At 73.7% G+C, this 25,181-nt stretch carries 23 protein-coding genes; 8 read left to right on the forward strand and 15 right to left on the reverse strand.

Features of this window, described 5'->3' with window-relative positions; translation table 11 throughout:
* The first annotated feature begins 86 nt into the window (after positions 1-86).
* On the forward strand, positions 87-1,475 hold the full coding sequence (locus tag O2W14_RS13535; RefSeq protein ID WP_269176630.1) for a glycosyltransferase family 2 protein: 1,389 nt from the start codon (positions 87-89) through the stop codon (positions 1,473-1,475).
* 117 nt (positions 1,476-1,592) lie between these two features.
* Positions 1,593-3,488, forward strand: coding sequence for a hypothetical protein (locus O2W14_RS13540; RefSeq protein WP_269176631.1), 1,896 nt, complete (start codon positions 1,593-1,595; stop codon positions 3,486-3,488).
* A 236-nt stretch (positions 3,489-3,724) separates the two neighbouring features.
* On the opposite strand, the gene O2W14_RS13545 is transcribed toward O2W14_RS13540, so the two are convergent.
* Positions 3,725-4,912 carry a glycosyltransferase family 4 protein gene (locus O2W14_RS13545; protein ID WP_269176632.1) on the reverse strand — a complete coding sequence of 396 codons (1,188 nt, stop codon included), beginning with the start codon at positions 4,910-4,912 and terminating at the stop codon, positions 3,725-3,727.
* 368 nt (positions 4,913-5,280) lie between these two features.
* On the opposite strand from O2W14_RS13545, the gene O2W14_RS13550 reads away from it, so the two are divergent.
* Entirely contained in the window at positions 5,281-7,821 is a 2,541-nt protein-coding gene (locus O2W14_RS13550) for an alpha/beta fold hydrolase (RefSeq protein WP_269176633.1), read from the forward strand.
* A 128-nt stretch (positions 7,822-7,949) separates the two neighbouring features.
* Here the strand turns inward: O2W14_RS13550 and O2W14_RS13555 are convergent, their stop codons facing one another.
* On the reverse strand, positions 7,950-8,801 hold the full coding sequence (locus O2W14_RS13555) for a glycosyltransferase family 2 protein (RefSeq protein WP_269176634.1): 852 nt from the start codon (positions 8,799-8,801) through the stop codon (positions 7,950-7,952).
* Between the two features lie 670 nt (positions 8,802-9,471).
* On the opposite strand from O2W14_RS13555, the gene O2W14_RS13560 reads away from it, so the two are divergent.
* The gene (locus O2W14_RS13560; protein WP_269176635.1) at positions 9,472-11,007 is read left to right on the forward strand and encodes a lipopolysaccharide biosynthesis protein; all 1,536 of its coding nucleotides are present in this window, start codon (positions 9,472-9,474) and stop codon (positions 11,005-11,007) included.
* On the opposite strand, the gene O2W14_RS13565 is transcribed toward O2W14_RS13560, so the two are convergent.
* Entirely contained in the window at positions 10,966-12,162 is a 1,197-nt protein-coding gene (locus O2W14_RS13565) for a glycosyltransferase family 4 protein (RefSeq protein WP_269176636.1), read from the reverse strand. The two genes, O2W14_RS13560 and O2W14_RS13565, sit on opposite strands and share 42 nt — an antisense overlap.
* Positions 12,163-12,319: 157 nt before the next feature.
* Between O2W14_RS13565 and O2W14_RS13570 the strand changes: the two genes are divergently transcribed.
* From O2W14_RS13570 to O2W14_RS13580, 3 genes are all read left to right on the forward strand, one after another.
* The gene (locus O2W14_RS13570; RefSeq protein WP_269176637.1) at positions 12,320-13,630 is read left to right on the forward strand and encodes a glycosyltransferase; all 1,311 of its coding nucleotides are present in this window, start codon (positions 12,320-12,322) and stop codon (positions 13,628-13,630) included.
* Between the two features lie 161 nt (positions 13,631-13,791).
* Entirely contained in the window at positions 13,792-14,574 is a 783-nt protein-coding gene (locus O2W14_RS13575) for a PIG-L family deacetylase (protein WP_269176638.1), read from the forward strand.
* Positions 14,575-14,725: 151 nt separating this feature from the next.
* The gene (locus O2W14_RS13580) at positions 14,726-14,953 is read left to right on the forward strand and encodes a hypothetical protein (RefSeq protein ID WP_269176639.1); all 228 of its coding nucleotides are present in this window, start codon (positions 14,726-14,728) and stop codon (positions 14,951-14,953) included.
* Positions 14,954-15,022: 69 nt separating this feature from the next.
* Here O2W14_RS13580 and cysC read toward each other — a convergent pair whose 3' ends face one another.
* The 5 genes from cysC to O2W14_RS13605 form a co-directional block, all read right to left on the reverse strand.
* Entirely contained in the window at positions 15,023-16,048 is a 1,026-nt protein-coding gene (gene cysC, locus O2W14_RS13585; RefSeq protein ID WP_269176640.1) for an adenylyl-sulfate kinase, read from the reverse strand.
* Positions 16,049-16,105: 57 nt separating this feature from the next.
* Positions 16,106-16,249 (reverse strand): hypothetical protein, encoded by a 144-nt coding sequence (locus O2W14_RS13590; protein ID WP_269176641.1) that lies wholly within the window; start codon positions 16,247-16,249, stop codon positions 16,106-16,108.
* A gap of 102 nt (positions 16,250-16,351) precedes the next feature.
* Positions 16,352-16,516: a hypothetical protein gene (locus O2W14_RS13595; protein ID WP_269176642.1), complete on the reverse strand. Its 165-nt coding sequence runs from the start codon at positions 16,514-16,516 to the stop codon at positions 16,352-16,354.
* Between the two features lie 485 nt (positions 16,517-17,001).
* A complete protein-coding gene (locus O2W14_RS13600; RefSeq protein WP_269176643.1) occupies positions 17,002-17,133 on the reverse strand; it encodes a hypothetical protein in 132 nt (43 codons plus the stop codon).
* A 47-nt stretch (positions 17,134-17,180) separates the two neighbouring features.
* On the reverse strand, positions 17,181-18,284 hold the full coding sequence (locus O2W14_RS13605; RefSeq protein ID WP_269176644.1) for a hypothetical protein: 1,104 nt from the start codon (positions 18,282-18,284) through the stop codon (positions 17,181-17,183).
* Between the two features lie 151 nt (positions 18,285-18,435).
* Between O2W14_RS13605 and O2W14_RS13610 the strand changes: the two genes are divergently transcribed.
* Entirely contained in the window at positions 18,436-19,329 is an 894-nt protein-coding gene (locus O2W14_RS13610; RefSeq protein WP_269176645.1) for an ATP-grasp fold amidoligase family protein, read from the forward strand.
* Here the strand turns inward: O2W14_RS13610 and O2W14_RS13615 are convergent.
* The 7 genes from O2W14_RS13615 to O2W14_RS13645 all read right to left on the reverse strand — a co-directional run bounded on the left by O2W14_RS13615 (position 19,294) and on the right by O2W14_RS13645 (position 25,165).
* A complete protein-coding gene (locus O2W14_RS13615; RefSeq protein ID WP_269176980.1) occupies positions 19,294-20,346 on the reverse strand; it encodes a PHP domain-containing protein in 1,053 nt (350 codons plus the stop codon). The two genes, O2W14_RS13610 and O2W14_RS13615, sit on opposite strands and share 36 nt — an antisense overlap.
* Positions 20,343-20,891, reverse strand: coding sequence for a DoxX family protein (locus tag O2W14_RS13620; RefSeq protein WP_269176646.1), 549 nt, complete (start codon positions 20,889-20,891; stop codon positions 20,343-20,345). Before O2W14_RS13620 ends, O2W14_RS13615 begins: the two co-directional genes overlap by 4 nt.
* A 271-nt stretch (positions 20,892-21,162) precedes the next feature.
* Entirely contained in the window at positions 21,163-21,345 is a 183-nt protein-coding gene (locus O2W14_RS13625; protein WP_269176647.1) for a hypothetical protein, read from the reverse strand.
* Between the two features lie 149 nt (positions 21,346-21,494).
* The gene (locus O2W14_RS13630) at positions 21,495-21,920 is read right to left on the reverse strand and encodes a hypothetical protein (RefSeq protein WP_269176648.1); all 426 of its coding nucleotides are present in this window, start codon (positions 21,918-21,920) and stop codon (positions 21,495-21,497) included.
* Positions 21,921-22,432: 512 nt separating this feature from the next.
* Complete coding sequence (locus O2W14_RS13635) at positions 22,433-22,975, reverse strand: DUF6318 family protein (RefSeq protein WP_269176649.1); 543 nt, start codon at positions 22,973-22,975, stop codon at positions 22,433-22,435.
* 163 nt (positions 22,976-23,138) lie between these two features.
* Positions 23,139-24,569 carry a bifunctional phosphatase PAP2/diacylglycerol kinase family protein gene (locus O2W14_RS13640; RefSeq protein ID WP_269176650.1) on the reverse strand — a complete coding sequence of 477 codons (1,431 nt, stop codon included), beginning with the start codon at positions 24,567-24,569 and terminating at the stop codon, positions 23,139-23,141.
* A gap of 65 nt (positions 24,570-24,634) precedes the next feature.
* Entirely contained in the window at positions 24,635-25,165 is a 531-nt protein-coding gene (locus tag O2W14_RS13645; protein WP_269176651.1) for a CGNR zinc finger domain-containing protein, read from the reverse strand.
* Between the last annotated feature and the right edge of the window lie 16 nt (positions 25,166-25,181).

A 25,181-nucleotide genomic window follows, 5' to 3' on the forward strand; every position in this document is an offset into this window, starting at 1 on the left:
GCCGGCCGCCGGCTCGGTATCGTCGGGACGTCACGGAGCGTGGCCATCCTCCGCTCCCACCCGCCATCCCAAGGAGCTGAACCCCCGTGACGTCGGACGACGTGAGCCCGGAACGGTCCGTGCCCGGCCCCGCTGCGGGCACGTGGTGCTGCGAGTTCGAGCTGTCCGGGGACGCCCGGCCCGTCGGCGTCACCGACCCTGCGGGCCAGGCCCAGGCCCGGGTGCTCGTCCGGCTGCACGGTGAGACCCTCGGTTACCTCACCGTCCCGTTCGGCGCCGAGGGCCTGGACACCGCGCTGCTGAGCCGTCGTGCGCAGGAGACCTACGGGGACCGGATCGCCGGGCACCTGACCGCGGAGGGCCTGCCGGTGGAGGGGTCTCGGCCGCCGGCCGCCGGCCCCGGCTGCCCGAACCACGTGGAGTCCGCAGCGCTCGTGAGCGTGGTGGTCTGCACCCGCAACCGCAGCGGGATCCTCGTCGACTGCCTGGACCGGCTCCGTGCACTGACCCATCCGCACCTCGAGGTCATCGTGGTGGACAACGCCCCGACCGACGACAGCACCCGCCGGGTGGTGCAGGCGGTGGCCGACGTCGACGCCCGCTTCCGGTACGTGCTGGAGCCCCGGCCCGGCCTGTCGTGCGCACGCAACCGCGGACTCGAGGAGGCCCGTGGCGAGTACCTCGCCTACACCGACGACGACGTCGCGGTCGACGCCGACTGGGTGCAGGGGCTGCTGCGGGGCTTCCAGCGACGTGCGGACACCGGCTGCGTGACGGGACTGGTCTGCACCGCGAGCATCACCGGCCCGGCGGAGGAGTACTTCGACGCGCGTACGGCGTCCTGGTCGACCCGGGTCGAGCCGCAGGTCTTCGACCTGCGCGGCACCGGGCGCACCGATGCGCTCTACCCCTACTCGCCGGGCATCTTCGGCACCGGCGCGAGCCTGGCCTTCGACCGCGCGCTGCTCCTGGAGATCGGTGGGTTCGACGAGGCGCTGGGCGCCGGGACGCTGACCCGCGGTGGCGAGGACCTGGACGTGTTCATCCGGGTGCTCCGCGCCGGTCGAGCACTGGTCTACGAGCCCGCCGCGGTGGTCTGGCACCACCACCGGGCCGACGAGGCCGCGCTGCTGGCGCAGATGTACGGCTACGGCACCGGCCTGTCGGCGTTCATGGCCAAGTGCCTGCTCGACCCCGCCACCCGCTGGGAGGTGCTGCGCCGGGTCCCGCTCGGGCTGCGCCGCATCGCCGCCATCCGCTCGCAGACCGACGCCCGGCTGACCGACGCCCAGTCGACCGACGCCCAGCTGACCGACGCCCGGCCGACCGGCACGGTGCAGCGGCCGGCGGGGGCGATGCGCCGCGAGTTCACCGGGTTCCTCACCGGTCCGCTGCTGTACCTGCGCGCGCGCCGCGCCGTCCCGCCGCGGTCACCGGGGACCCTGGAGCAGGACCGGGTCGGCGTCCGTGGCTGAGCGCAGCGGCCTGCCCGGCGTCGGCGGCGGGGGCGTCCGTGCCCCGGGCGGACCCGGCCGCGTCGGCCGCAGGCCGGTGACGGAGGACGTCCACCCCCCTGGTGGGCGCGATGAGCGATGGGGACCGATGAGCAACGCTGGACACCGCCGGCCGGGACGCACCCGGACGTCGACCGGGACGACGTCGACCGGGACGGCGTCCCGGTGACGGCGCCCACGGTGGAGCAGACCCCACCTGCTGCTGAGTCGTCCGGGGGGCGGTCGCGTCGGCGCTGGGTCCTGCTGGTCGGCGCGCTGGTGTGCGCGGTGCTCTGGGCGGTCTCCCTGGCGCTGGTCGACCTCGATGCCATCGCCGGCTGGGGCCTCGTCAACGCCCTGCCGGTGCTCTGGTACGTCAGCCTGGCCGGGGTCCTGGTGCTCTACCTGTCGGCCCTGCTGGACCGGAGGAGCGTGAGCCACGCCGTCGTGGCCTGCCACGTCGTGCTGGTGGCACTGCTGTACGGCACCACGTCGGCGGTCTACGACGTCCCGCGGTTCGCCTACGTCTACAAGCACATCGGCGTCGCCGAGTACCTGCTGGCCAACGGGTCGGTCGACCGGTCGATCGACATCTACCAGAACTTCCCGGGCTTCTTCTACCTGGCCGCCGGCGTGCACCGGCTCACGGGCATCCCGGTCATCGACCTGGCCCAGTGGTCCCAGCCGTTCTTCGCCCTGGTCAGTGCGGCGCTCATCTACTGGGTCGTCGGTGCCCTGACCACGTCCCGTCGGGTGAGGTACGGCGCCGCGCTGCTGTTCACCCTCGGCGACTGGATCGCACAGAACTACTTCGCCCCGCAGGCGGGCGCCTTCGTCGTCAGCCTCGTCGTGGTCGGTGGCCTGCTGCGGACGGTGCCGGCCGGCAGTGCCGGGGTCCGCTGGCCCCGCCGGGCAGCGACGGCGGCGACCCCGCCGGCCGACGACCTGCCCCAGGTCAGCCGCTTCTGGAGCTCGTGGCGGGGCACGGCGGTCCTGATCGTCGCCTTCGCCTACATCGCGACGTCCCACCAGCTGTCCCCGGTGATCAGCCTGGTCCAGACGGGCGTCATCTGTGTGCTGCTGCGGCCTGCCCGGCCGTGGCTGCTGCTGGTCTTCGTCGCGATCGAGGCGGCCTGGTTGGCCCAGGCGTGGACCTTCGTCACGTCCAGGTGGACCTTGTTCGCCGCTGGGGGCGTCGAGAACGCCGCTCCGCCGACCATCGACCTCACCCAGGCGCTGCCCGGGCAGGCGCTCTCCCTGTGGGCCGCGCCGGTGCTCGTGCTCCTGGTCGCGCTGATGGCCGCGATCGCCCTGTTCATCGGGCTGCGGCAGCGAGTGGCCAGCCGCGTCGTCGTCCCTGCGCTGATCGGCGTCATGCCCGCGATGCTGGTGTTCGGTCAGCCGTACGGGCAGGAGGCCGTCTTCCGGATGTACCTCTTCGCCCTGCCGTGGGCCTGCTACCTCATCGCCCGGGTGCTGTTCGCCGACCGGGTCCGGGTGCCGGTCCTGCGCCGGGTGGTGGCGGTCGTGGTCGCCGCGGTGATGGCCACGCTGCTGCTCCCCGCGCTGTACGCATCGGAGCTGATCGGCCGGATCTGGGAGTCCGACGTCGCGGCCGACACCTGGTTCGAGACGTCCACCCCGGACGGGTCGCTGCTGCTGCCGATGACGCCCAACTTCCCGCTGCGTGCCACGGCCGACTACCCGCTGCACGCCGAGGACGGCCCGGGCAGCATCTTCGCCCAGCCCGACTTCGGCGTCTTCGCCGAGGACCCGGCCGGCCTGGTGACCTTCAGTGCCAGCCTGTGTGTCCAGGGCAGCGCCGCGGAGCCCCTGCACATCGTGGTCGGGCCGTCGGCGGAGGCGCACTCCCGGCTGTACGGGACCGTCCCGCCGTCGGTCTACCAGGACTTCGTCACCCGGCTGCAGCAGGCTCCGGCGTTCACCCAGGTGTTCCAGAAGGGGGACACCGTCGTCTACCGGTGCAACTACTGAGGCAGCGGGGTCCCGTCCCGGGACGGTAGGGCCGGCCGCACCGTTCACACGGTGCGGCCGCCGTGCTGTCCGGCCTCCCGCGCCGAGCAGTGCACGAGCTGCTCCGCAGGGCGTGCGGGGGCACCGGCAGCGACCGGCAGCGGGTGGCGTCGTCCGGTCAGGACCGCGGAGCCGTGCCCTGCCGGTGCGTCCTGGGGTGGGGGAGCGGCCGCACCGGGCGCGACGGCCCGGTGCGGTCAGCCGTTCTGCCCGGCGACCCGTCGCGGCGCCCTCGACGGCCTCGGCCGCTCCGCGCCCTGGCAGGTCGCGTGGTCCAGGACGCTCTCGACCGCACTGAGGTGCGCCGTGAAGGAGAAGTGCGCCTCGGCCTCCGCGGCGCACCAGGCGCCGAACCCGGGCTGGGTGTCCCGCCAGTCGAGCAGCAGACGGAGCTGCTCCGCCAGGGCGCGTGCGTCCCCCGGGGGGACCAGCAGCCGGTCGAGCCGCCCGGTCAGGACCTCCGGCACGGCACCGATGTCGGAGGCCAGCACGGGGCGCCCGGTCATCAGCGCCTCCAGCGCCACGCGACCGAAGGCCTCCGGCAGCTTCGTCGGGAACAGGACGACGTCGGCGGCGTGCAGCAGGGGCAGCACGTCACGCTGGGTGGGCAGCCAGGTCACGGTGCCGTTGGCGGCCAGCTGCCGGACACGCGCCGCCAGCTCGGGGTCCCCCACGGGGTCGAGGTCACCGGCGAGCACCAGGGTGGCGCCGGAGACTCCCGGACCCAGCAGCTCCCAGGCGTCCAGTGCCACGTCCAGGCCCTTGTCCGCCGTCAGCCGGCCGTAGTACAGCGCCGTGCGGCTGTGCGCGGGGAGGCCGAACCGCGCCCGGGCCGCGGCCAGCTCGGCGTCCTGCCCAGGACGGTAGGTCTCCGGCGGGACGGCGTTGTGCACGACGTCGACGCGCGCAGGGTCGAGGCCCCGGTCGGCCCACTGCTGACGGATGAAGTCGGAGACGGCGACGAACCGCGTGACGCCGGTGGCGAGGTAGGGCATCGCCCGACCGAAGTTCGGCATGTGGTGCAGGTGGCAGACCAGGGGCACGTTCGCGCGGCGCGACACCACCTGGCCCCACACGATGTGCTCGAAGCGCTGCAGCCAGAGGACGTCCGGCTGCAGCCGGGCGACCAGACGCGCGGCAGGCAGGAAGGACGGCAGCGCGGACGGTGCGCCGATCAGGGAGGTGGCCATCGGGAACGGGCCGTGCACGGTGACCCCGGCGGCCTCGTAGTCCGCGGTCATGTCGACGTCGGTGAGCCCGAAGGACGGCCCGTGGAGCAGGTGGACCTCGTGGCCCCTGGCCACCAGGGCGCGGGCGACCTCCACGGTGTTGACCTCGATGCCGCCGAGACGCTCGAGGCTCAGGGCCTGGGTGACGATCCTCATCGCCCGGCCGCCTCGTGCCCGCGGCCCTGCGCGCGCCCCGGGCCGGCCGCTGCGCCGGCGTCTCGTCGGGGGCTGCGTGCGGTGCCGGGGGTCACAGCTGGAGGAAACACTGCCGTCATGTGCGGAGGCTAACGCTCCGAGCACGCCTGTTCGGGCTCCTGGAACGTCACCTCGCCCGCACGGGTGGCATGCGGGTGTCCGCCCGCTCGATCGGGTGACAGCGTGGCCGCGCGGCCGTGACTGGTGGTGCGACCCGGCGTCGGCGTGTCACTGTGGGTCGACCCCTTCCCGGCTCGACGACCACGGAGGCCACCATCGTCGCTCGCCCACGCTCCGTCGCTCCCGTCGCCACGTCACCGGGTGAGGCCGTGCCGCTGCCACCGCTCGTCGTGCCCGGTCCGCACTCCGGTGTCCTCGACCGGTTGGCCGAGCTCGCCGCAGCCCTGCCCGACCAGCCGGCCCTCGAGGCATACGACGGCGAGCTGACCTTCGCCGAGCTCTACGCCCGCGTGCGGGTCCTGGCCACCGAGCTGGCCCGCCGCGACGCCGCGGACGGCGGTGCCCGCCGTCCGGTCGGGCTGTACGCCGAACAGGGCACCGACTCCCTCGCGGCCTTCCTCGCCATCACCGCCAGTGGCTGCCCGTGCGTGACCCTCGACGTGATGCTCCCCGACGCCCGGCTGGCCCAGGTGGTGCAGCTGGCCGGGGTGTCGACCGTCCTCGCCGAACCCGCACGGCAGGAGCGGGCGGCTGCGCTCCCGGGCGTCACGGACGTGCTCGGCCTGACCCCGACCACCGCCGGGCCCGTCGAGGACGCCGACGTGCCGGTCACGACGCCGGACGACGGGGCGTCCCTGGTGTTCACCTCCGGGAGCACCGGTGCGCCCAAGGGGGTGCTCTACACCCAGCGGTTCATCCTGAGCTGTGGGGCGCTCGGCCCGGAGGAGTTCCGGGTGACCCCGGCCGACCGGCTCGCGTTCGTCATGCCGATCGCGTTCGCCGCCGGTCAGATCACCTTCTGGGACGCCCTGCTCAACGGTGCGACCGTCTGCGCCCGGGACCCGCGGGTGCGCGGTCTCCCCGGACTGCCCGGCTGGCTGGACGAGGTGCGCCCCACACTGCTGGTCAGCGCCCCCGCGCTGGTCCGAGCCCTGCACGCGACGCTCCCGGCCGGGGCCGTCCTCCCGTACCTCCGGCTGGTGGTGACCGGCGGTGAGAAGGTCAACGGCCGTGACGTCACCGCCTTCCGCACGCACCTGACCCCCGAGGCCAGCTTCATGAACTGGATGGGCTCGTCGGAGACGGGGTCGCTGATGACCTTCGAGATCCGGTCGACCGACCCCGTCCCCTCGGGTGTGGTGCCCGGGGGCCGGGCGGTCTCGCTGCGCGAGCTGGAGGTGCTCGACGAGGACCGTCAGCCGGTCGCGCCCGGTGAGGTGGGCGGCCTGTACGTCCGGTCGGCGTACCTCGCGGCCGGTTACTGGGGCGCGCCGGAGCTGACCGCGGCGAGGTTCGAGCGCATGCCCGACGGGCGGACCCGGTACGGGACCGGGGACCGGGCGCGCATCGGCGAGGACGGTGTCGTGCACCTCCTCGGTCGCGCCGACGACTCGGTGAAGATCCGGGGCTACCTCGTCGAGCCCGGTGAGGTGGAGGCGGCGCTGCTGACCCTGTCCGAGGTCAAGGACTCCGTCGTCCGCGCGGTCACCTCGGACGACGGCGATCCCCGGCTGGTCGCCTGGGTGGTGCCCGACCCGGCGCAGCGCACCGCCTCGCCCGCCCTCGTGCGGGCGGGCGCCTCGGTGAAGCTGCCGGAGTGGATGGTGCCGCGGGACGTGGTGCTGCTGGACGCCCTGCCGCGCACCGAGCGGGGCAAGGTCGACTTCGCCGCGCTGCCGCCGGTCCCGCCGCGGCCCCGGCCGGTGCCGCCGGCGACCACGGCGGAGACGTCGCTGGCGGCGATCTGGGCACCGATCCTGCACCTGGACGAGGTCGGCCGGGACGAGAGCTTCACCGCGCTCGGCGGCGACTCGCTGGCCGTGGAGGAGATGCTCGCCGCGGTCACGGGGCGGCTGGGCGTCTCGCTGACGACCGCGGACCTCGCGGAGCACCCGACGCTGAGCGCCTTCGCCAGGCTGGTCGACGAGTCCTCGAGCGGTGGTCGGCCCCGAGGGCGCGCCGGCACGCTGGTGGAGTTCAGGACGACGGGCAGCCGACCGCCGCTGTTCTGCTTCGCCGGGGCCGGTGGCGCCGCCGCCGCCTTCGAGGCGCTCGCCGGGGCGATGGGCCCCGAGCAGCCCTTCTACGGCCTCCAGGTCCACGGCTTCGAGAACCGGGGCATCCCGGACTGGACCGTCGGCCGGGCGGCCCGTCGCTACCTCGAGGTGATCGAGCAGGTCGCTCCCGACGGGCCGGTCGTGCTGGTCGGCCACTCACTCGGCGGGCTCTTCGCCCTGGCGGTGGCGCACCTGCTCCAGGAGCGCGGGCGCCAGGTCGTCGACGTCGTCCTGCTGGACACCTACCTCCCGCTGCCGGCACGGGGTGAGGGCGCACCGCGGCAGCTGGGGCCGGCCGCCGAGCCGCTCACCCCGCGCGAGCTGTGGCGGACCCGCTTCCAGGTGGTGACGGCCGGCATGATCCGCCGCGCCCCCGAGGTGCAGAAGGAGGTCTTCCACCAGCACGGTGCCCGGGTGGCCCGCTTCCACCGGCCCCGGCCATGGGCGGGACGGGCCCTCCTCGTGATGTCCAACGAGAACCCCGACCTGGCCGCCTGGTGGGACGCACTCCTGGTCGGGGACCACGAGATCCGCAGCATCGACGCCGACCACCTGGCGATGCTGCGCCGGCCCTACGTCGACGGCATCGCCGAGCTCATCACCGCCGACGTCGACAGGTTCGTCGACAGCTGAGCCACGCCGTCCCGCCGGGTGTGCGGCCTGCACAGCGGTGGGACGACGGAGCGCCCCGGACCAGGTGGTCCGGGGCGCTCCGTCAGGGCCTCACCGGCCGGGGCGAGGGACGTGCCGTCGTCGCACCGTCACGCCGTGCGGATGTCGACGACCTCCGCGAGGGCCTCGGCGGGACCGCCGTCCCGGTCGGGGGCCGACCGGCGCGGGACGGCGACCGCCGTCGGCACGGCCAGCTGCTCGGCAGCTGCTGCTGCGGCGGTCGGGCGGCGCACGGCGTTCCTGCCCTTGTCGTTGAGCCGCTCGACGCCGAGGGCGCGCAGCACGCGGAGACCGTCCCGCCAGGTGTTGAGGTTGCTCTGACCGTGGATGCGCTCGAACTCGAAGCTGGGCACCTCGACGATGCGGAGCCGGGCCTTCGCGACCCGGGTGTTGATGAGCGTCTCGATCTCGAACCCGTCGCCCCAGAGCTTTTGCTCCCGGGAGCGGCCCTCGGCGTCGAGCTCGAGGACGTCGAGGCAGTAGGTCCAGAAGGCGTTGTACCCGTAGCAGAGGTCGGTGTAGCGGGTGCCGAACAGCACGTTGGCCGCGCGGTTGAGCCAGCGGTTGCCCCAGGCGCGAGTCCGGGTGATGTCGGCGCTGCCGCCGCCGTTGGCGAACCGGGTGCCCTTGGCGAAGTCCGCGCCGGCGGTGAGCGCAGCGACGAACTGGGGGATCTCCCGGGGGTCCGCGGACCCGTCGGCGTCGAGCATGACGATGACGTCACCGGTGACGGCGGCGAAGCCACAGGCCATCGCGTTGCCCTTGCCGATGCGGTTCTGCAGCACCACCGTGACGTCGGGGCGCAGCGAGCGGGCCACCTCGATGGTGTCGTCGACGCTCCGGCCGTCGACCACGATGACCTGGTGCACGTCCGGGGGGATGAGCGCGAAGACGTGCGGCAGGTTCTTCGCCTCGTTGTACGTGGGGATCACCACGCTCACCCGCGGCGCGGTCGTCGACTGCGGGGCACGGGCGTGGAGTTCTACGACGTTCGGCATACGAGTCCCTCTCCGAGGATGAAGGGCCCGGTTTCGCCTCTGCTCGCCGCCGGGCAAAGGCGACCAGTTCAGCGCCCGGCAGGTCATCACGCACCCTGTGAACAGGCCTCAGGGGAGGAGGGAGCTGCGCGGGGGACATCGACGTCCCTGCCGCCACCGCCGTCGACCGCGTCGTCGCCACCGGCGCTCTGACTCTCCGTGACCTCAGGCCCACTCCTTCATACCGAAGGGGGTACCCACTGTCCACCGGGGGAGGGTCACTGTGGCGCACGACATGGACCGCCCTCGTGGCGCAGCGCACACGGTGGTGACCGTGCGGCAGAGCACACACCCGGATTGAGGAGTCCGTTCGACGGCACGTGGCTCGTGTCGTCCCGCGGGTGTTGTACTGCAGAGACCCGCTGGGGCCGCCGTCGACGAGGTCGGCACGTCCGCTGACCGGGTCCGCGAGAGGATGGGTGTGCACGTTCCGGGAGATCGTCCACCGCAGCAGGACGGTGCGGACGCCGAGCGTCGGGCGGCCTCGTCCCCGGCCTGGCCGGTCGCCGACGGGGCCGCAGTGGTCCCTGGACCTGCTCCGGACGGCGTCGAGCCGCAGGGCGGTGCCGTGCGCATGGTCTCCGCGCCGGCCGAGGACCCGGCCCAGGTGCCGTCCGGCCAGGACGCGGCCGAGGGGGACGGTCCGTCGAGCCTGTTCGGTCGTGACCTGCTCTACGTGGGCGTCCTCGGGGTCCAGCTGCTCAGCGCCGTCGTGGTCTCACCGGTGCTGGCCTACCTGCTGCCACCGGAGCAGTTCGGGCAGCTGTCCTCGGCGATCGCGCTGCACCAGGTGCTCGTCATCCTCGCGGTGATGGGGCTGGACCAGTCGCTGATCCTGCTCCGCGCCGAGGCGGGCGGTGATGCGCCGGCCAGGGCGCTGGTCGGCGTGGGCCTGCTCGGTGCCGTCCTGCTCACCGTGATCGCCTTCCTCACCCAACCGCTCTGGGGCCCGGCGCTCGGCTTCGACCAGGGCGCCCGGATCCTGGTCGTCACCGTGGCCTGGACGCCGTTCGCCGCCGGGGTCCTGCTCGTCTCCGCCATGCTGCTGAGCCAGGACCGGCTCAGGGCCTTCGCGTTCATCAACATCTTCGCCGGGATCGGTGGCCAGGTCCTGGGGCTGGCCATCCTGGTGCTGGGCGGCGAACGGGACGCCGGCCACTACGCGGAGGGCAACCTCGTCGCGCTCGCCGTGACCGTGGTGATCGGCCTGCTGCTCGTCCGGCCCGGGTGGCGCGGCGTCGCCGCGCTCGAGGTGAGCCGGCGGGGCCTCCAGCTCGGCATCCCGCTCATGATCAGCGGCCTGGCCATCTACGTGCTCAACGCCGGCGACCGGCTGGTCATCCTCAAGCTGATGGGCCCGGCGGACGCCGGCAGGTACCAGATCGCCTACACCATCGGGAACGTGGCGGTCCTGCTGCTGAGCATGACCGACGGGGCGTGGTTGCCCCGGATCGCCGCTGTCCGCGACCAGGTGGAGCGGTCGCAGGTGGTGGCCGGTGCCCGGAACGGACTGCTCAAGCTCATGCTGCCGGTCCTGCTCGGGATCACGCTGGGTGCCCCGCTGGGACTGCGGATCGTCGCGCCACCGGACTACCGCCCGGGCGACCTGCTGCCGGTCGTCTTCGTGGTCGCGCTGGCCGCGTTCCCGGTGCTCATCGGCATCGCCTCGCACTGGGTGCTGGTCACCCTGGGGCGCACCAGGAACCTGGCGGTGAGCGCCATCGCGGCGGCCGTGGTCAACGTGGGACTGAACGTGGTGCTGGTGCCCGTGTGGGGGCTGGTCGGCGCAGCCGCCGCGACGGCAGCGGCGTTCGCCGTGCAGGCCCTCGGTCACCAGCTGGCACTGCCGGCCGGGGTGCGCATCCCCCGGACCCCGCCGAGGCTGGCCCTCGCCGTCCTCGCCGTCGTGGGCCTGAGCGCGGCGACGCTGTGGTTGCCGGACTCGCCGGCCTCGCTCGGTGTCCGGTTCGGGCTGGCCGTGCTCTGCCTGCCCTGGCTGCTGGTGCAGCTGCGGGCGGCCCGGAACGGGGACAGCGGTGGAGGTGTGGCCGGGCGCGACGCCCGTCCCTCAGGCCGGCACCGACGTGGCCGCAGGGCCGCGACCGACTGAACGCCGGCGCCGACGCGGGCGCCGGGTGGTGGCCGCCTCCTCCAGCACCCGTTCGATCTGGTCGGTGTAGGCGGCGAACGGGAAGTGCTCGTGGGCATGCGCGGCGCACTGCCGCCCGAGTTCCGGTTCCGTCGTCCGCCAGCCGAGGAGGTCCCGGAGACCGGCGGCCAGCGCGGGTGCGTCGCCGGTGGGGACGAGGAAGCGGCTCATCGGACCGGAGAGCACCTCGGGGACACCACCGTTGTGCGACGCCAGCACCGGGCGCCCGGTCATGAGCGCCTCCAGCGCCACACGGCCGAACGCCTCGACCATGATGGTGGGGAAGACGACCAGGTCGGCTGCGTGCAACAGGGGGAGGACGTCGCGCTGCGCCGGCAGGAGGGTCAGCGTGCCGGCTGCCACCAGGCGGTCGATGCGGGCGGTGAGCCCGGGCGGCGGTGCGGGCAGGAACTCACCGGCCAGCACCAGGTGCGCCTCGTCCGCGCCGGGTGCGAGACGTTCCCAGGCCGACAGGGCGGTCTCGAGTCCCTTGTCCTCGGCCAACCGGCCGTAGAACAGGGCCGTGCGCGTCCCGGCCGGGAGCCCGAGCGCCGCCCGCGCGGCGTCACGTTCGGGCACGCCGCCCTCCCGGTACAGCTGCGGCGGCACGGCGTTGTGCACGACCTCCACGAGGCCTTCCGGTGCGCCCGCTGCGACGTACTGCTGCCGGATGTACTCCGACACCGCGACGTACCGGGACACGCCCCGGGACAGCAGCGGCAGAGCGCGGCCCAGGTTCGGTGGGTGGTGGAGGTGGACCACCAGCGGGGTGCCCGAACGGGTGGCGACGGCGTGCCCCCAGATGATCTGCTCGAAGCGCTGCAGCCACAGCACGTCGGGAGCCAACCGGGCGGCGTACGCCCCGGCCGACAGGGAGCGCCGGACCGCCAGCGGGGCGCCGCGCACGGACGACGCCATGTCGAAGGGGCCGTGCAGGGTGACACCCGCTGCCTCGAAGTCCGGGCGCATGCCGGCGCCCTCCACCCCTGGGAAGTCGGGGCCGTACAGCAGGTGCACGTCGTGACCTCGGGCGGTGAGGGCGCGCACGCTCTCGAGGGTGTTGACCTCGATCCCACCGGAGCGTTGGAGGCTCGCTATCTGGCTGAGTATGCGCATGACACCTGATCTCGAGCGGGAGGGACGTGACGATCCTCTGTCGCCGGGCTCGCCGTGACCACAGTGTGAGCTGTGTGGTTCGTGTGACATGCGCCCCGACGGGTGAAGTCCGTCCGGACCAGGCCGGAGGGGCGTCTGCCCGGGCTAGGTTGGGACGATGAGCGCTCAGCCCGTCGGACCCATCCCGGAGGTGCGGGTCGTCGTCGCCGTGGTCGACGCCGACCGTGACGTCCCGGCACTCCCCGCGGTGCGGGCGGACGGGCGCCGCTGGTCCGGGGCCTGGCTCGTGGTCCGCCGGGGCGGGGCGCCGGTCGCCGTGGTCGAGGCGGGCTTCGACGGTGCCGAGGCGATCCCCGCCGAGCGGCTGCGCCGGCTCGTCGACGCCGCGTCGTCGCCGGGCGCTCCGACGAGGGCCACCGTCCCGGACGCCCAGCTCCCCAGTGCGAGCGTCGTCGTCCCGACCAACCTGGCCCGACCCCAGCAGCTGCGGGCCAGCCTGGTCGCGCTGGACCAGCTGGACTACCCCGACGCCGAGGTGATCGTCGTCGACAACTCCCGTGACAGCCCCCCGGGGGTCGCGGCACAGGTCGTCGAGGGGCTCCGGCGGGTACGAGTGGTCCGGGAGCCGGTCCCCGGCATCTCCGCGGCCCGGAACGCCGGGGTGGCCGCAGCGCGCGGCGAGGTCATCGCGTTCACCGACGACGACGTCCAGGTCGACCCGGGATGGCTGCGGGCGCTGGGCACCCGCTTCGCGCTCCGGCCCGACGAGGACGCGGTCACCGGGCTCATCCTGCCCGCGGAGCTGGAGACGGCAGCCCAGTTGTGGTTCGAGCGCCACTACGGCGGGTTCGGTGGCACCCGGGTGTTCCAGCCCCTGACCTACCGAGGTGGGGCGGGCGGCCCTGCGTCCCGCGCCGAGGTGCTCGTGCAGGACTGGGAGGGGCGCGAGGTGCGCCGCTTCGCCGTCTACGGGGCCGGCGCAGTGGGGGCCGGCGCCAACATGGCCTTCCGGGCGAGCGCCCTGCGGCGCCTGGGCGCCTTCGACGTCGCCCTGGGGACGGGGACGCCCGCGCGCGGTGGCGAGGACCTGGCGGCCTTCATCAGCCTCCTGTGGAACGGTGGCGTGATCGGCTACGAGCCGGCCGCCGTCGTCTTCCACACCCACCGGGCCGACTACCCCGAGCTGCGGGACCAGCTCCGGGCCTACGGGCTCGGGTTCACGGCCACGCTCACCTCGCTGGTGGCCCACGACCCCCGGCACCTGCTGGGTGTCGCGGCGCAGCTGCCGTACGCCGTGGTCCGGGCCAGGCAGCGACGCGGGGCCGGGACCCCCGTGCCGGCCGCCCGTTCGTTCGACGAGCCGGCCGCCCCGCAGGAGCTCAAGCGGGTCGAGCGACTGGGGGCGTTCCGCGGCCCCGACGCCTACGTGCGCAGTCGGCTGCGCGCTCGTCGCGCGACGAGCGCGTGAACGCCCGGCAACTGCGCACCCTCCTGGGCCGGCGGGGGCGCGACGTGGTCCTGCGGGGTCGCCACACGGGTGAGGTGGCGCTGGGACGGGCGGCGGCGGCGTGGTCGGACCGCAGGGGCGGCACCCTCCCGCCCCCGCCCGCCCCCGGGTGCACCGGGGGCGTGCTCACCGTGGTGGCGCACCCGGACGACGACCTCTTCTTCATCAACCCCGATCTCGCGAACGACCTGCAGGCCGGTGTGTGCACGACGACGGTCTACGTCACCTCCGGCGACGCGGGGCAGCGCAACGCCTACCACCGCGCGCGCGAGCGGGGCATCGCTGCGGCCTACGCCGCGATGGCCGGCGCCCCGGACGTCTGGGCGCGTGCCCGCGTCACGGTGGCGGGGCGCGTGCTGACGGAGGCCACGCTGACCGGCGTCCCGTCCGTCCGGCTGTTCTTCCTGCGCCTGCCGGACGGCGGCATGGACGGCTCCGGCTGGCCGCGGTCGGCCCGGACGAGCCTGCGGCAGCTGGTACAGGGGCAGGTCCCGGTGCTGTGGACCGTGGACAGCCCGGCTCAGGCCTACGGCGCCGAGGACCTCCTGGCGGTGCTGTCCGGTGTGATGACGCACGTCCGGCCCACGGGGATCCGCACGCTGGACGGGGAGCGGGGCCATGCCGATGGTGACCACAGCGACCACCACACGGTGGCGCAGCTGACGGCTGCGGCCTCCGCGCGGTGGGATGCGTCGGTGCCCGTGGCCGGCTACGTGGGGTACCCGTCGGCGGAGCTGCCGGCGAACGTGGACGGCCGGGAGCTGGCCGACAAGGCCGCCACGGTCGAGGTCTACGCGCGGTTCGACCGACTGCTCCACCTGGACCCGGTCCAGGACACGGTCTCACCGGAAGCGGCGTGGCTGGCGCGTCGGTACCGCACGGTGGACGTGCCGACGTCTCGCTGAGGCAGATGTGACGCAGCGGTACGGACGAGGCGATCGAGCCCCCTCGACGGGTGATCCGCAGGCATGTCGGCGGGGTGCCGGCACCCGACACGGCTAGTCTCCGAAGTGACCGCCTGTCAGCGGTGATTCACGTTGAGTATTGGAGACCGTCGTGGCACAGCCGGTGTGGGACAACAGCGTCGTGAGCGTGCCGGACCGCCGGGACGTCGTCCGGACGGTCGGCTCCCGCTCGGCTGAGGCGCTCCAGTCGCTGGGCAGGCCCTGCTCCTGCGGCCACGGCAAGCGGACGCACGAGCACTACCGGGCCGGCAGCGACTGCGCACTGTGCGGATGCGGGAGCTACCGCGGGCCGTTGCGCCGCATGCTGCACCTCGGCTGACCCGGGGCCCCGCGGCAGTCGGGACAGGACTCCGACCCTCCTCGACCGCCGGCGCCACGTGCTCGGTCCTCACCGCCCCTCGAGGTGCTCCAGCACGAGCCGGGCGCTGGCGTCGACGTCCGACGACCGGGTGTCGATGGTCAGCTCGGCGTCCGTGGGTGCCTCGTAGGGGTCGCTGATGCCGGTGAACTCGGCGATCTCGCCTCGGCGGGCCCGGGCGTAGAGGCCCTTGCGGTCCCGCGCCTCGCACTCCTCCAGCGGTGTGGCCACGTGCACCAGGACGAACGAACCCGGACCGGCCTGCTCCTCGACCAGGCGCCGGGCGTCGGTGCGGGTGGCGGCGTAGGGGGCGATCGGCGCGCACACCGCCAGCCCGCCGTGCTTGGCGACCTGCGCGGCGACCCAGCCGATCCGCCGCACGTTGGTGTCCCGGTCGGCCCGGGAGAACCCGAGCCCGGCCGACAGGTGGGTGCGCACGTCGTCGCCGTCGAGCAGGGTCACCGTGCGCCCGGACTCCAGCAGCAGCTCGACCAGGCGGCTGGCGATGGTCGACTTCCCGGCGCCGGACAGCCCGGTGAACATCACCACCCGCCCACCCGTGGACGGCGGCGCCGGCTCGACCCGGCTCGCGACCGGCCCGGCGCCGTAGGCCGCGGCCAGCTCGGTCCAGCTGACCTCGGGGTCGGCCGCGCTCACCGGGACCGGGACGACGAACAGCTCCACCCCGGGCGCGCGGGTCGCCCATGCCGCCGCGCTCAGCGAGATGACCGCCGAGTCGGGGGCGGTGCCGGCGACCGGCAGCAGCACCAGCAGCCGCTCGGGCAGGCCGGCGGGGTCCTCGGGCGGCGTGCCCACCCACGCCGCGGGCCGTTCCCAGCCGCGTGCGTCGAGCTCGGCCCGCACGGCGGAGGGGGAACGCCAGCGCGGGATCTCCCGCACGGTCAGCCCCCCGTCGTCGGCGGTGGCGACCAGGACCCCCTCGGCGTCCTCGAGGTCGGTCTGCGGGAGGTCGGGTGCCACCGGGCTGAGTCCGAAGGCGTGCCGCGCCAGGTCGGCGAGCTGGGCGTGCGTCAGCCGGGTGCGGGTCTGCGCCATGGCAGCAGTCTGGCAAGCCCGTCGACCGGGTGGGGGAGCAGGTGCGGCGGGACCAGGTCACACGGCGGGGCGGACGACGCCGCAGCGGCAGGCGTAGAGGCCGGAGCCGCTGAACGGGTCGTCGCCGGCCCGGCGGAAGCGGTGGAGGTGGACCACCGGCAGCCGCCGACGGGCGACCGCGGCTGACGTCGAGTTCGGCACGACCCCAGGGTGCGGGGCGTGCGGCCCGGGCGGGACGGACGGGAGGTGAACTGTCGGTGACGGCTCATCCACCCGGGGTGTCGTGCGACCCGGACGGCGGGCTCACATGCCGGGGCGCACGACCCCGCAGCGGCAGCGGTACAGGGAGGAGCCGCTGAACGGGTCGTCGCCCGACCGGGTGTAGCGGTGCAGGTGCAGGACGCGCCCGGCGGTGGCGCCCGGGACGGTCCCGGCACTGGTCACGTGCGCGGCGAGGGCTCTGATCACGCGACGATCATGCAGGTTCGGCGCCGGGTGGGGAGCGCCCAGGTGCCCGGGAACTCGTCATGTGCCGCATCCCTCACCTGGAGGACGCCACCGGTCGTGGTGCGGTGGTGACGATCGGTCGGTTGACCAGGCGCACGATGCGATCAGCACCCGGACCGCGCAGCGCCCGAGCCGGGTGCCCGTGTCGACCACGGCCGTCGTCCTGCCCTGCGTGGCGCCCACGACTCCGCCTCGGGGAGGGGCTGTCGACCGTCTCGTCGGTCGTGTCCGGCGGGTGGGCCGCAACCGCGACCTCCGTCGTCGAGGAAGGAGCGAGGCGATGACCGGCGCATCCCTCCTCGTCGCCGTCCTGCGGGGCGTCGCACCCCGGCTGGTCCTGGCCGACGGCATGCCGCTGCGCCGCGCGTCCGACGCGCACGCTTCGACGTCCCGGGCGTGCGGTCGGGCGGGCCGAGGCCGGTCCCTGACCTCCCGGCCCCGCGACGTCAGCGGGTCGCGGGGCGGCTCTCCGGCAGCTTCACGCGCTGGTGGCCGGCGCGCTGGGCGGCGAAGCCGGACTGCAGGGCGTCGGCCAGTGCGAGGGCGGGGTCGACCGGGGCGGGCGCGGTGCTCGTCATGGCGGCACGCTACGGCCGCGGCGCCTTCCGGCACCGGCGACACCCGGTCACTCCGTTGTGCGTCCTGATGACGGGTCCACTCCTGTCACAGCGGCCGGACGATCTCCCAGCGCGGCGTCCAGCCAGGCGTCCGTGCGGCGGTCCCAGGTGCGCGCGGCCGCCCAGCCGATCCGGTCGCCGGCCCAGCCGGTCGGCTCGTCGGCGGCGGCCTGCACGGCCTCGGCCATCTCCCGGGCGCCGTCCACCACGTAGGTGTGCGGTGGGACGTCGCTGGAGTGCTCGAGGTGCCCGGCGGTGGCGACCACCGGTACCCCGCGCGAGCAGTAGTCGTAGGTCTTCATCGACGACTGGCCCAGGGCGCGGCTGGCCACGTCGGGGATCAGCCCGACGGCCGCGGCGTCCAGCACCTCCGGGAGCCGGTCCCGGGAGAGCAGCCCGGCGTAGCGGAACCGGCCGGGGAACTCGCGCTCCAGGCCGAGGAACTCCTCGGCCGCGGCCTGCGCGCGCAGCGGGAAGACCAGCTGGCCGTGCACGGTGAGCGTCCAGTCCGGCAGGGCGGTGAGCACCGCGCGCACCAGGCCGACGTCAAAGCGCTCGGCGATGCTGCCCACGTAGACCGCCGACCGCGGCACCCGCGCGACCGTGCGCGGCGCGGTGAGCAGCTGCTCGTCGGTCCCGTTGGGGACGACGACCGGCGTCCGGCCGGGGAAGAGGTCGGCGAGCACCTGGTTGACCACCACCACCTCGTCGGCCTCGTCGGCGATCCGGCGCAGCTGGTCGCGGAGCCCGCGGGCCTGGGGGAGCAGTCGCGCCCAGTCGTCGGTGCAGTCGAACACCACCCGGCCGCCCAGCCCGCGGGTGGCCCGCCACTCCCACGGGAACATCACCACGGTGAGCTCCTCAGACCAGCCGGAGCGGCGCAGGAACCGGTGGTAGAGGGCCGCGTCGACCCGCTCGGCGACCGGGCCGCGCAGCCCGGGCAGCAGGGTGGAGCGCTCGGAGACCTCGATGCCGGGAGCGACGGGGAGGAACCGGCCGCGCCCGACGTGCCGGGTCCAGTTGCCCGGGTCGGTGGTGAGCCGGCGCCAGTCGCTGGGGGCCTGGACGAAGCGCACGGGCATGCCCCGGCGCACCAGCTGGGCGGCGATCATGTGCTCGCGACGGATCGCGGGGTGCCACGGGTCCTTGGCCAGGAAGCCGACCCCGGGGCGGGGGTCCGACGGGGTGTTCAGCGCAGGCCTCCGGTGCTCACGGCTGCACCCTAGAAGGACCCCGCGCGGGGCGTCCCGGCAGACTGGCCGGGTGCGTCCGATCGCCGCGTCGTTGCCGGACGCCGTCCTCGTCCGGCTGCCGCTGGGCGCCAAGCGGGCCGTGCTCTACCGGCGGGCGCACGGCCGCTGGCCGGGCCGTCCGCCGCGGACGTTCACCGAGAAGGTGAACTGGCGGGTGGTGCACGACCGGCGGCCGCTGATCGGGCAGCTGGGCGACAAGCTGGCGATGAAGGCCTACGCCGCCGAGGTGGTGCCGGCCGTGCAGGTCCCGCGGGTGCTGTGGACCGGCACCGACGTCGCCGCGCTGTCCGGGGTGGACCTGCCCGAGCGCTGGGTGCTCAAGTCCAACCACGGCACCATGCGGGTGCACATCGGCACCGGCACGCCCGACGTCGCCGAGCTCCGACAGGTCACGGCCGGCTGGCTGGACGAGCCGCTGTTCCGCGACCGTGGCGAGTGGGTCTACAGCCAGGCGCGCCGGCTGCTGCTGGTCGAGGAGTTCATCGGCGCGGACGGCGCCGTCCCGGCCGACCACAAGTTCCTCGTCTTCGGCGGCCGGGTGCGGCTGGTGCAGGTGGACACCGGGCGGTTCGGCGCCCACCAGCGGCGGCTCTACGACCCCGACTGGCGGCCGGTCACGGTCACCGAGGCGGTCGCCCCCGGGCCGGTGACCCCGCCGCCGGCGGCGCTGGCGGAGATGACCAAGGTGGCCGAGGCGCTGGGTGCGGCCTTCGACTTCGTGCGCGTCGACCTCTTCGACGTCGATGGCGAGGTGTGGTTCGGCGAGCTCACGCCCTACCCCGGCGGCGGGCTGGACGCCTTCGACCCGGCGCTGGACGCCGAGCTGGGTGGGTGGTGGCAGTTGCCACCGCAGTCGGAGGTGCGGGGCTCAGCCGTGCGTGCGGGCCAGCAGGTCGTCCGCTGACAGGGTGTTGACCACCCGGTCGGCCGGGACGCCGCACTCGACGGCCCGGGCGCAGCCGGCGTCCTGCCAGTCGAGCTGACCGGGGGCGTGCGCGTCGGTGTCGATGGAGAAGTCGCAGCCGAGGTCCACGGCGAGGGAGAGCAGGCGCAGCGGAGGGTCCAGCCGCTCGGGGCGGGAGTTGATCTCCACCGCCGTCCCGTGCTCGACGCAGGCCCGGAAGACGGCGTCGGCGTCGAACTGGCTCTCGGGTCGTGGCTTCTGACTGCCGTTGCGCTGCTGCCGCCCGATGACCAGCCGGCCCGTGCAGTGCCCGAGGACGTCGGTGTGCGGGTTCTCGACCGCGGCGAGCATGCGCTCGGTCATCTGGGCGGCGGGGGCCCGCAGCTCGGAGTGCACGCTGGCGACGACGACGTCCAGGCGGCCCAGCAGCTCGTCGGTCTGGTCGAGGCTGCCGTCGACGTTGATGTCGCACTCGATGCCGGTGAGGACGCGGAACGGTGCGAGCTCGGCGTTCAGCGCCGCGACGACGTCCAACTGCTGCTCGAGCCGGGCGGCGGAGAGCCCGTTGGCGACGGTGAGCCGGGGGGAGTGGTCGGTGAGGGCCAGGTAGTCGTGCCCGATGGAGATCGCCGCCTCGGCCATCTCGCGGATCGGGCTGCCGCCGTCGGACCAGTCCGAGTGGGCGTGCAGGTCGCCCTTGAGCGCGGCGCGCAGGGCTGCGGCGTCGTCGGCGAGCGGGGCGAGTTCGGCGTGGGTCTCCTCCAAGCCGCGGAGGTAGGCCGGGACCTCACCGCGGTGCGCCTCGACGACCACCGCGGCCGTCTTGTCGCCGATGCCCTTGAGCTCGGTCAGCGTCTTCGTGCGCACCCGCCGGTCGAGCTCGGCGTCGTCCAGCCCGGCGATGACGGCGGCCGCGGTGCGGAAGGCCTTCACCCGGTACGACGGCTCGCGGGCGCGCTCCAGGAGGAAGGCGATCCTCCGGAGCGCGCCCGCGGGCGGCAGTGGTGCAGTGCTCAGCGGCCGACCTTCTTGACCTGCTTGCTGGCGCGCTTCTGGGCCTTGGCGGCCTTCTTGGAGGCCTTGGTGTAGCTGGCCTCGGCGGCAGCGGCGGCGGCGGTGGCGCTGCGGCGGGCCCACCAGCCGACCGAGGGCTTGCCCTCGGTGTCGACGGCGGCGAGCAGCAGGCCACCGAGCATCGAGGTGTTCTTCAGGAAGTTGCTGGTCTGCCCGAAGCGCTCCTTCGGGTCCGTGTGCTCCCAGAAGCGGTGACCGGCCAGCGTGGTGGGCACCAGCGAGGTGGCCAGCACGAGGGCGGAGAAGCGCGGGAAGCGGCCCAGCGCGAACAGCGAGCCGGCGCCGACCTGGGCGGCGGCGTTGAACTTCACCCACTGCTCGACGTCGTGGGAGACCTGGACGGGGAGCTGCTTGTCGGCGATCTCGGTGAGCTGCTCGACGATCGGGGCAGCACCCGGCACCCGGCTCTGCGGGTGGCGGAGGGTGTCGATGCCCCCGTAGAGGAACGTGCCGGCGATCAAGGGCCGGGCGATCCGGCGGACCAACATGGAGGTACCTCTTCCCATCGGTGACGTCTGCAGTGCGGTTGCCCGGTGCTGACCGGGACAACCTCCTGCTCGGTGACCGTAGTGAGAAGTGGCGATCATCGCTGGGCGAGCGCCGGTCGCTGTTTCCATCGTCGGGATCGCGAGGTGCCGGTCGGCCCCGCGTCTCGGTCCGGACCCGGACCGGATGCGCTGTCGCGGTGCGACCTCAGGCCCGGGGGTGCCCAGGGGCAGTGGCAGGTGGGACCGGGTCAGCCCGGCGGACGACGGACCGTCAGTGGCTGGGCTGGACGGCGCGTGCGCCGAGGACGTCGGCGACGGTCAGCTCTGCGGGGAGGCCGACGAGGTGGTCGCTGAACGGCGCGTGCTCGTCGGCCTGGCGGATGCCCCGCCCGACCACCAGCGCGAGCCCGGCGGAGGCGGTGACCCAGACGGCGGAGATGACGGCGATGACCACGTGTCGTGTCTAGTGGCCCAGGGTTGCGGTCCGTTGGACGATCCTCGGGCAAGTCATGCCAACGTCGGTGATGCATCTTGGGATCCAGCATGGTCGGGTTGCCAGCGGATCGTCCATACGGCCTAGTTGTTGCCGGTGGGGCGTCCCGGTCAGTCGTAGGGGTTGGTCAGCACCGAGCGCGCCTGGCGGACGGTGAAGGTCGTCGGGGCGCCGTCCGTGGTCGTGGTGCCCGGGACGTCGGCCTGCGCGCCGCCGTCGACGGAGTACGTGCCGCCCCAGGTGGTGGTGAGGCCGGCCGTGTAGGTGCCGGCGGCGTAGTCGTGCGTGATGGTCTGGTCGGGGTAGGGCGCACCGGGGTCGGTGGTGGTCAGGGTGGTGCCGTCGCCGGTGGTCCAGGCGAAGGACGTCGCCTGGGCGGTGATCGTGACGGCAAAGCCGCGGATGTCGACGGTGAAGACCTGCGTCGTGGGGCTGTCGGTGAAGAAGACGACCGGCAGCCCGACGAGCGCCTCGCCGGGCGGCTGCTGGCGGGTGGTCAGCTGTGGCAGGGGGAGGGTCTGGAAGTATCGGAACACCTCGTCCGGCGACGGCGGCGGGTTCAGGTCGGTGATGTCGACGCAGATTTCTGCGTCATCGCCCCATGTGCCGTAGGGCGAGCCTGCGGGCAGTGGTGGGTCTGGCGTCAATCCGTCTACGTCGGGCTGGCGGCCGTCTGTTATCGGCTGGGCCAGGCGTTGTCGTTGGACCACGTACAAACCGATGATTCGGTCGGGTACGACAGGACACGCTGTTTCGCCGGGTAGGCAGCCGCCAGCTACTGGATCGGTCAGGGCGCATGGCGTCGACAGTCGCCAGCGGTACTGCGCAATAGCAGGCGCAGAGTTGCTGGCCCGCCAGACCGCCGAGTTTTCAGACGTTGTCACGTCGGCTGCCTGCAGGAACAGGGAGCCATCTTCCGCGCCGGCGCTGATGCAGTTGGCTAGGTAGTCGGGGCATGGATCGGCTGCCGCTAGAGCGACTGTTGGAACCAGGAAAATAGTGAGGGCGGTAGCAACGACTGCGACGAAACGGCTGAAGCTAGATGTAGTCACTGGAAGGTGATGTTCGACATCAACCAGGTGTTTCTTTCGGCGTCCCAGGACAGTAGGGCGCCGCTCCCTGCGAATGTCGTATCCGCTTGATCGAATTCGGGCAGCGGCTCGCCAGCGGCTGACAGGAGGCGAGACTTCCGCTGAGTAAGCGACATGGAGAACTCGGCAGTGCCGTTGCGAACTAGTGGATCGCTACTGCCGTTGATTGAGAATTCGGCGCCCTCGATACGCCGTTGCGAGTCAGACACTTCGTCCAACCCATCGGCAAACCTGCTGCAGGTCTGGCAGTCGCGACTCAAATCGCGCAGGGACTCTGTTGCAAGACTGGTCGTCGAGTAGTTCATCAACTCGACGTAGTAATCCAGGAAGGCTTTAGCCCCGGCCGCTGTCTGCTCGCGGGCCCCCGCGGGAAGCCGTAAGTCGGGCGGTCCAAGCGGCTGGAGAGCCTCGCTGGTCGGGGCGGCTGAGGACGTCACCGGGGGCAGGGTCTCGTTCGCCGTCTCGCCGCTCGAACAGCCCGCGAGCACCGCGATCGCCACAGCTGCCGCTGCAGCCCCTCGCCCCCACCGCATCCGTCGTCCTCCCGCGTACGTCCAGAAAGTCCACCGGACACTACGCAGTCCAGCGGCCGTTCCGCGTCGCCCGAAAGGCCGAACTGTGGACGGTCGAGCCCTGCCCCCAGTGGGGGGCAGGGCTCGACTGTCAGCGCTCGCAGTAGACGGTCAGCCGCTCGCGCTTGCGGAACACGAACTCGGTCGCGAAGTCGCCGGTCTCCCCGTCGTAGGCGACCTGCTGCGGCCCCGACAGTGACCGCACCCGCAGCTCGGGCACCTGGAACTGCGCGTAGGTGCGGCTGTGCTCGCTCACCCCGAACAGCGTGGCCAGCACCGCGCGGGTGCGGCCGAAGCGCAGGTCGGCGCGCAGGTACTGCACGTCCAGCAGTCCGTCCTCCAGTCGCGGGCGCCAGGCCGGCGACATCCCGCGGGGCACGTAGACGCCGTTGCCGATGAACAGGATCCACGCGGAGATGCGCTCCCCGTTGATCTCCAGCTCCACCGGCGACCCGTGCCGCAGCACCTGTGCCGCGGCGACGCTCAGTGCGGCCCACTTGCCCAGCCGTCCGGAGAGTGCGTCCCGGCGCTCGACCATCTCCGGGTACGAGCCGATCGAGGCGGTGTTGAGGAACGGCACGCCGTTGACCTCCGCGACGTCCACCTGCACGGCCGAGCCGTGCACCACAGCAGCAGCTGCCTCCCGCGGTGTGGCCACCCCGAGGTCGCGGGCGAAGTGGTTGAGCGTCCCGGCCGGCACGACGGCCAGGGGGAGCCCGGCCTCCAGTGCGACCGCCGCGGCAGCCGCGACGCTGCCGTCGCCACCGGCCACGCCCAGCGCCCTCGCCCGCCCCGACCGCACCGCCTCGCCCAGCAGCTCGCGGACGCCGGCGTCCTCGGTCAGCTCGAGCACCTCGGCCGCCGGAAGCAGCTCGGCGATGTCGGCGGCGGGGGAGTAGTCCTCGCGCCCGGACCGCGGGTTCACCGCGACCACCAGCCCCTCGCCCCCGGGCAGCGCCGGGGCGTCCCACGCCGTCCAGACCCGGGCGGGGTCGGTTGGGCGCACCCGCCACCAGTGCTGCGTGGCCGCGGCCACCGCGCCGCCGACCGCCATGCCGGCGAGCACGTCGCCCGGGTAGTGCACGCCGACGTGCACCCGGGAGTAGCCGACGCCCAGCGCCACCGGCGCGATCAGCGCGCCGGCCAGCGGGCTCTCCAGCGCCACGCCGGTGGCGAAGGCGGCCGCCGACGCGGAGTGGCCGCTGGGGAAGGAGAGGGTGTGCGGCGCCCGGCGCAGCGACCGGTCGGTCGCCACGTTCGCCAGGTCCGGCCGCACCCGGCCGAAGACCCGCTTGAGGACGACGTTGACCAGCGCGCTGGAGAAGGCCAGCGACCCCAGTCCCCGGACGGCGCCACGCCGCTGCTGACCGCGCTGCAGCCCGAGCACCAGGGCGAGGAGCAGCCAGAGCTTGCCGTGGTCGGCGGAGGTGGACAGCCGGCGCAGCCAGCGGTCGACCCGCGTCGTGGGCAGTCGGCCGACGTGGGCGAGCAGCATCGCGTCCCAGCGGCGGGGTGAGGCCATGGGCGGACGCTAGTGGAGCACGAGCGCCACGGAGCCGGGAGCTGGGACTCCATGACCCCGTCGGGTCAACTGCGCTGGCGGGCCCGGTAGGCGGCCACGGTCGAGCGGCTGGAGCAGGTGTTGGAGCAGTACCGGCGGCTGGCGTTGCGCGAGGTGTCGACGTAGACGTTGCCGCAGCCCTCGGCCGAGCAGACCCCCAGCCGCTGCCACCCGTGCTGCACGACGACCTGGGACAGCCCCATCGCCACGGTGGTCGTCAGCTGCTCGACCGCCCCGGCGTCGGGTCGGGCGTAGTGCAGGTGCAGCTCGCCGTCGTGGTCGGTGGCGTAGGGCTTGGGGGAGGCCAGGTCCAGCAGGGCGTTGAGCCGGGTCATCACCTCGGGCTGGCTCTCGGCCAGCGCGACCTCGCGCACGAGGGACGACGTCTGCCCGACCGCCTCGTCCTCCGGGTCGGTGAGCTCCGTCGCCGTCCCCTCGGTCCACCACTCGTGATGGGCGTCGAGGAAGGTGCGCACCCAGGCCGGATCGGCTCGGTCGACGTTGGCCAGGTCGATGGCGAGCTCGACGGCATTCGACCCGTAGGTGTCATAGTCCATTTGACTCCCTACCTCC

Source organism: Modestobacter sp. VKM Ac-2986 (assembly GCF_026967795.1).
Classification (GTDB): Bacteria; Actinomycetota; Actinomycetes; order Mycobacteriales; family Geodermatophilaceae; genus Modestobacter.

Coding starts and splice junctions, on each gene's coding strand:
- O2W14_RS13540 (WP_269176631.1), top strand. CDS start 1,593: ATGGGGACCGATGAGCAACGCTGGACACCGCCGGCCGGGACGCACCCG.
- O2W14_RS13545 (WP_269176632.1), bottom strand. CDS start 4,912: ATGAGGATCGTCACCCAGGCCCTGAGCCTCGAGCGTCTCGGCGGCATC.
- O2W14_RS13560 (WP_269176635.1), top strand. CDS start 9,472: ATGGTCTCCGCGCCGGCCGAGGACCCGGCCCAGGTGCCGTCCGGCCAG.
- O2W14_RS13565 (WP_269176636.1), bottom strand. CDS start 12,162: ATGCGCATACTCAGCCAGATAGCGAGCCTCCAACGCTCCGGTGGGATC.
- O2W14_RS13570 (WP_269176637.1), top strand. CDS start 12,320: ATGAGCGCTCAGCCCGTCGGACCCATCCCGGAGGTGCGGGTCGTCGTC.
- cysC (WP_269176640.1), bottom strand. CDS start 16,048: ATGGCGCAGACCCGCACCCGGCTGACGCACGCCCAGCTCGCCGACCTG.
- O2W14_RS13600 (WP_269176643.1), bottom strand. CDS start 17,133: ATGACGAGCACCGCGCCCGCCCCGGTCGACCCCGCCCTCGCACTGGCC.
- O2W14_RS13605 (WP_269176644.1), bottom strand. CDS start 18,284: ATGATCGCCGCCCAGCTGGTGCGCCGGGGCATGCCCGTGCGCTTCGTC.
- O2W14_RS13620 (WP_269176646.1), bottom strand. CDS start 20,891: ATGTTGGTCCGCCGGATCGCCCGGCCCTTGATCGCCGGCACGTTCCTC.
- O2W14_RS13640 (WP_269176650.1), bottom strand. CDS start 24,569: ATGGCCTCACCCCGCCGCTGGGACGCGATGCTGCTCGCCCACGTCGGC.
- O2W14_RS13645 (WP_269176651.1), bottom strand. CDS start 25,165: ATGGACTATGACACCTACGGGTCGAATGCCGTCGAGCTCGCCATCGAC.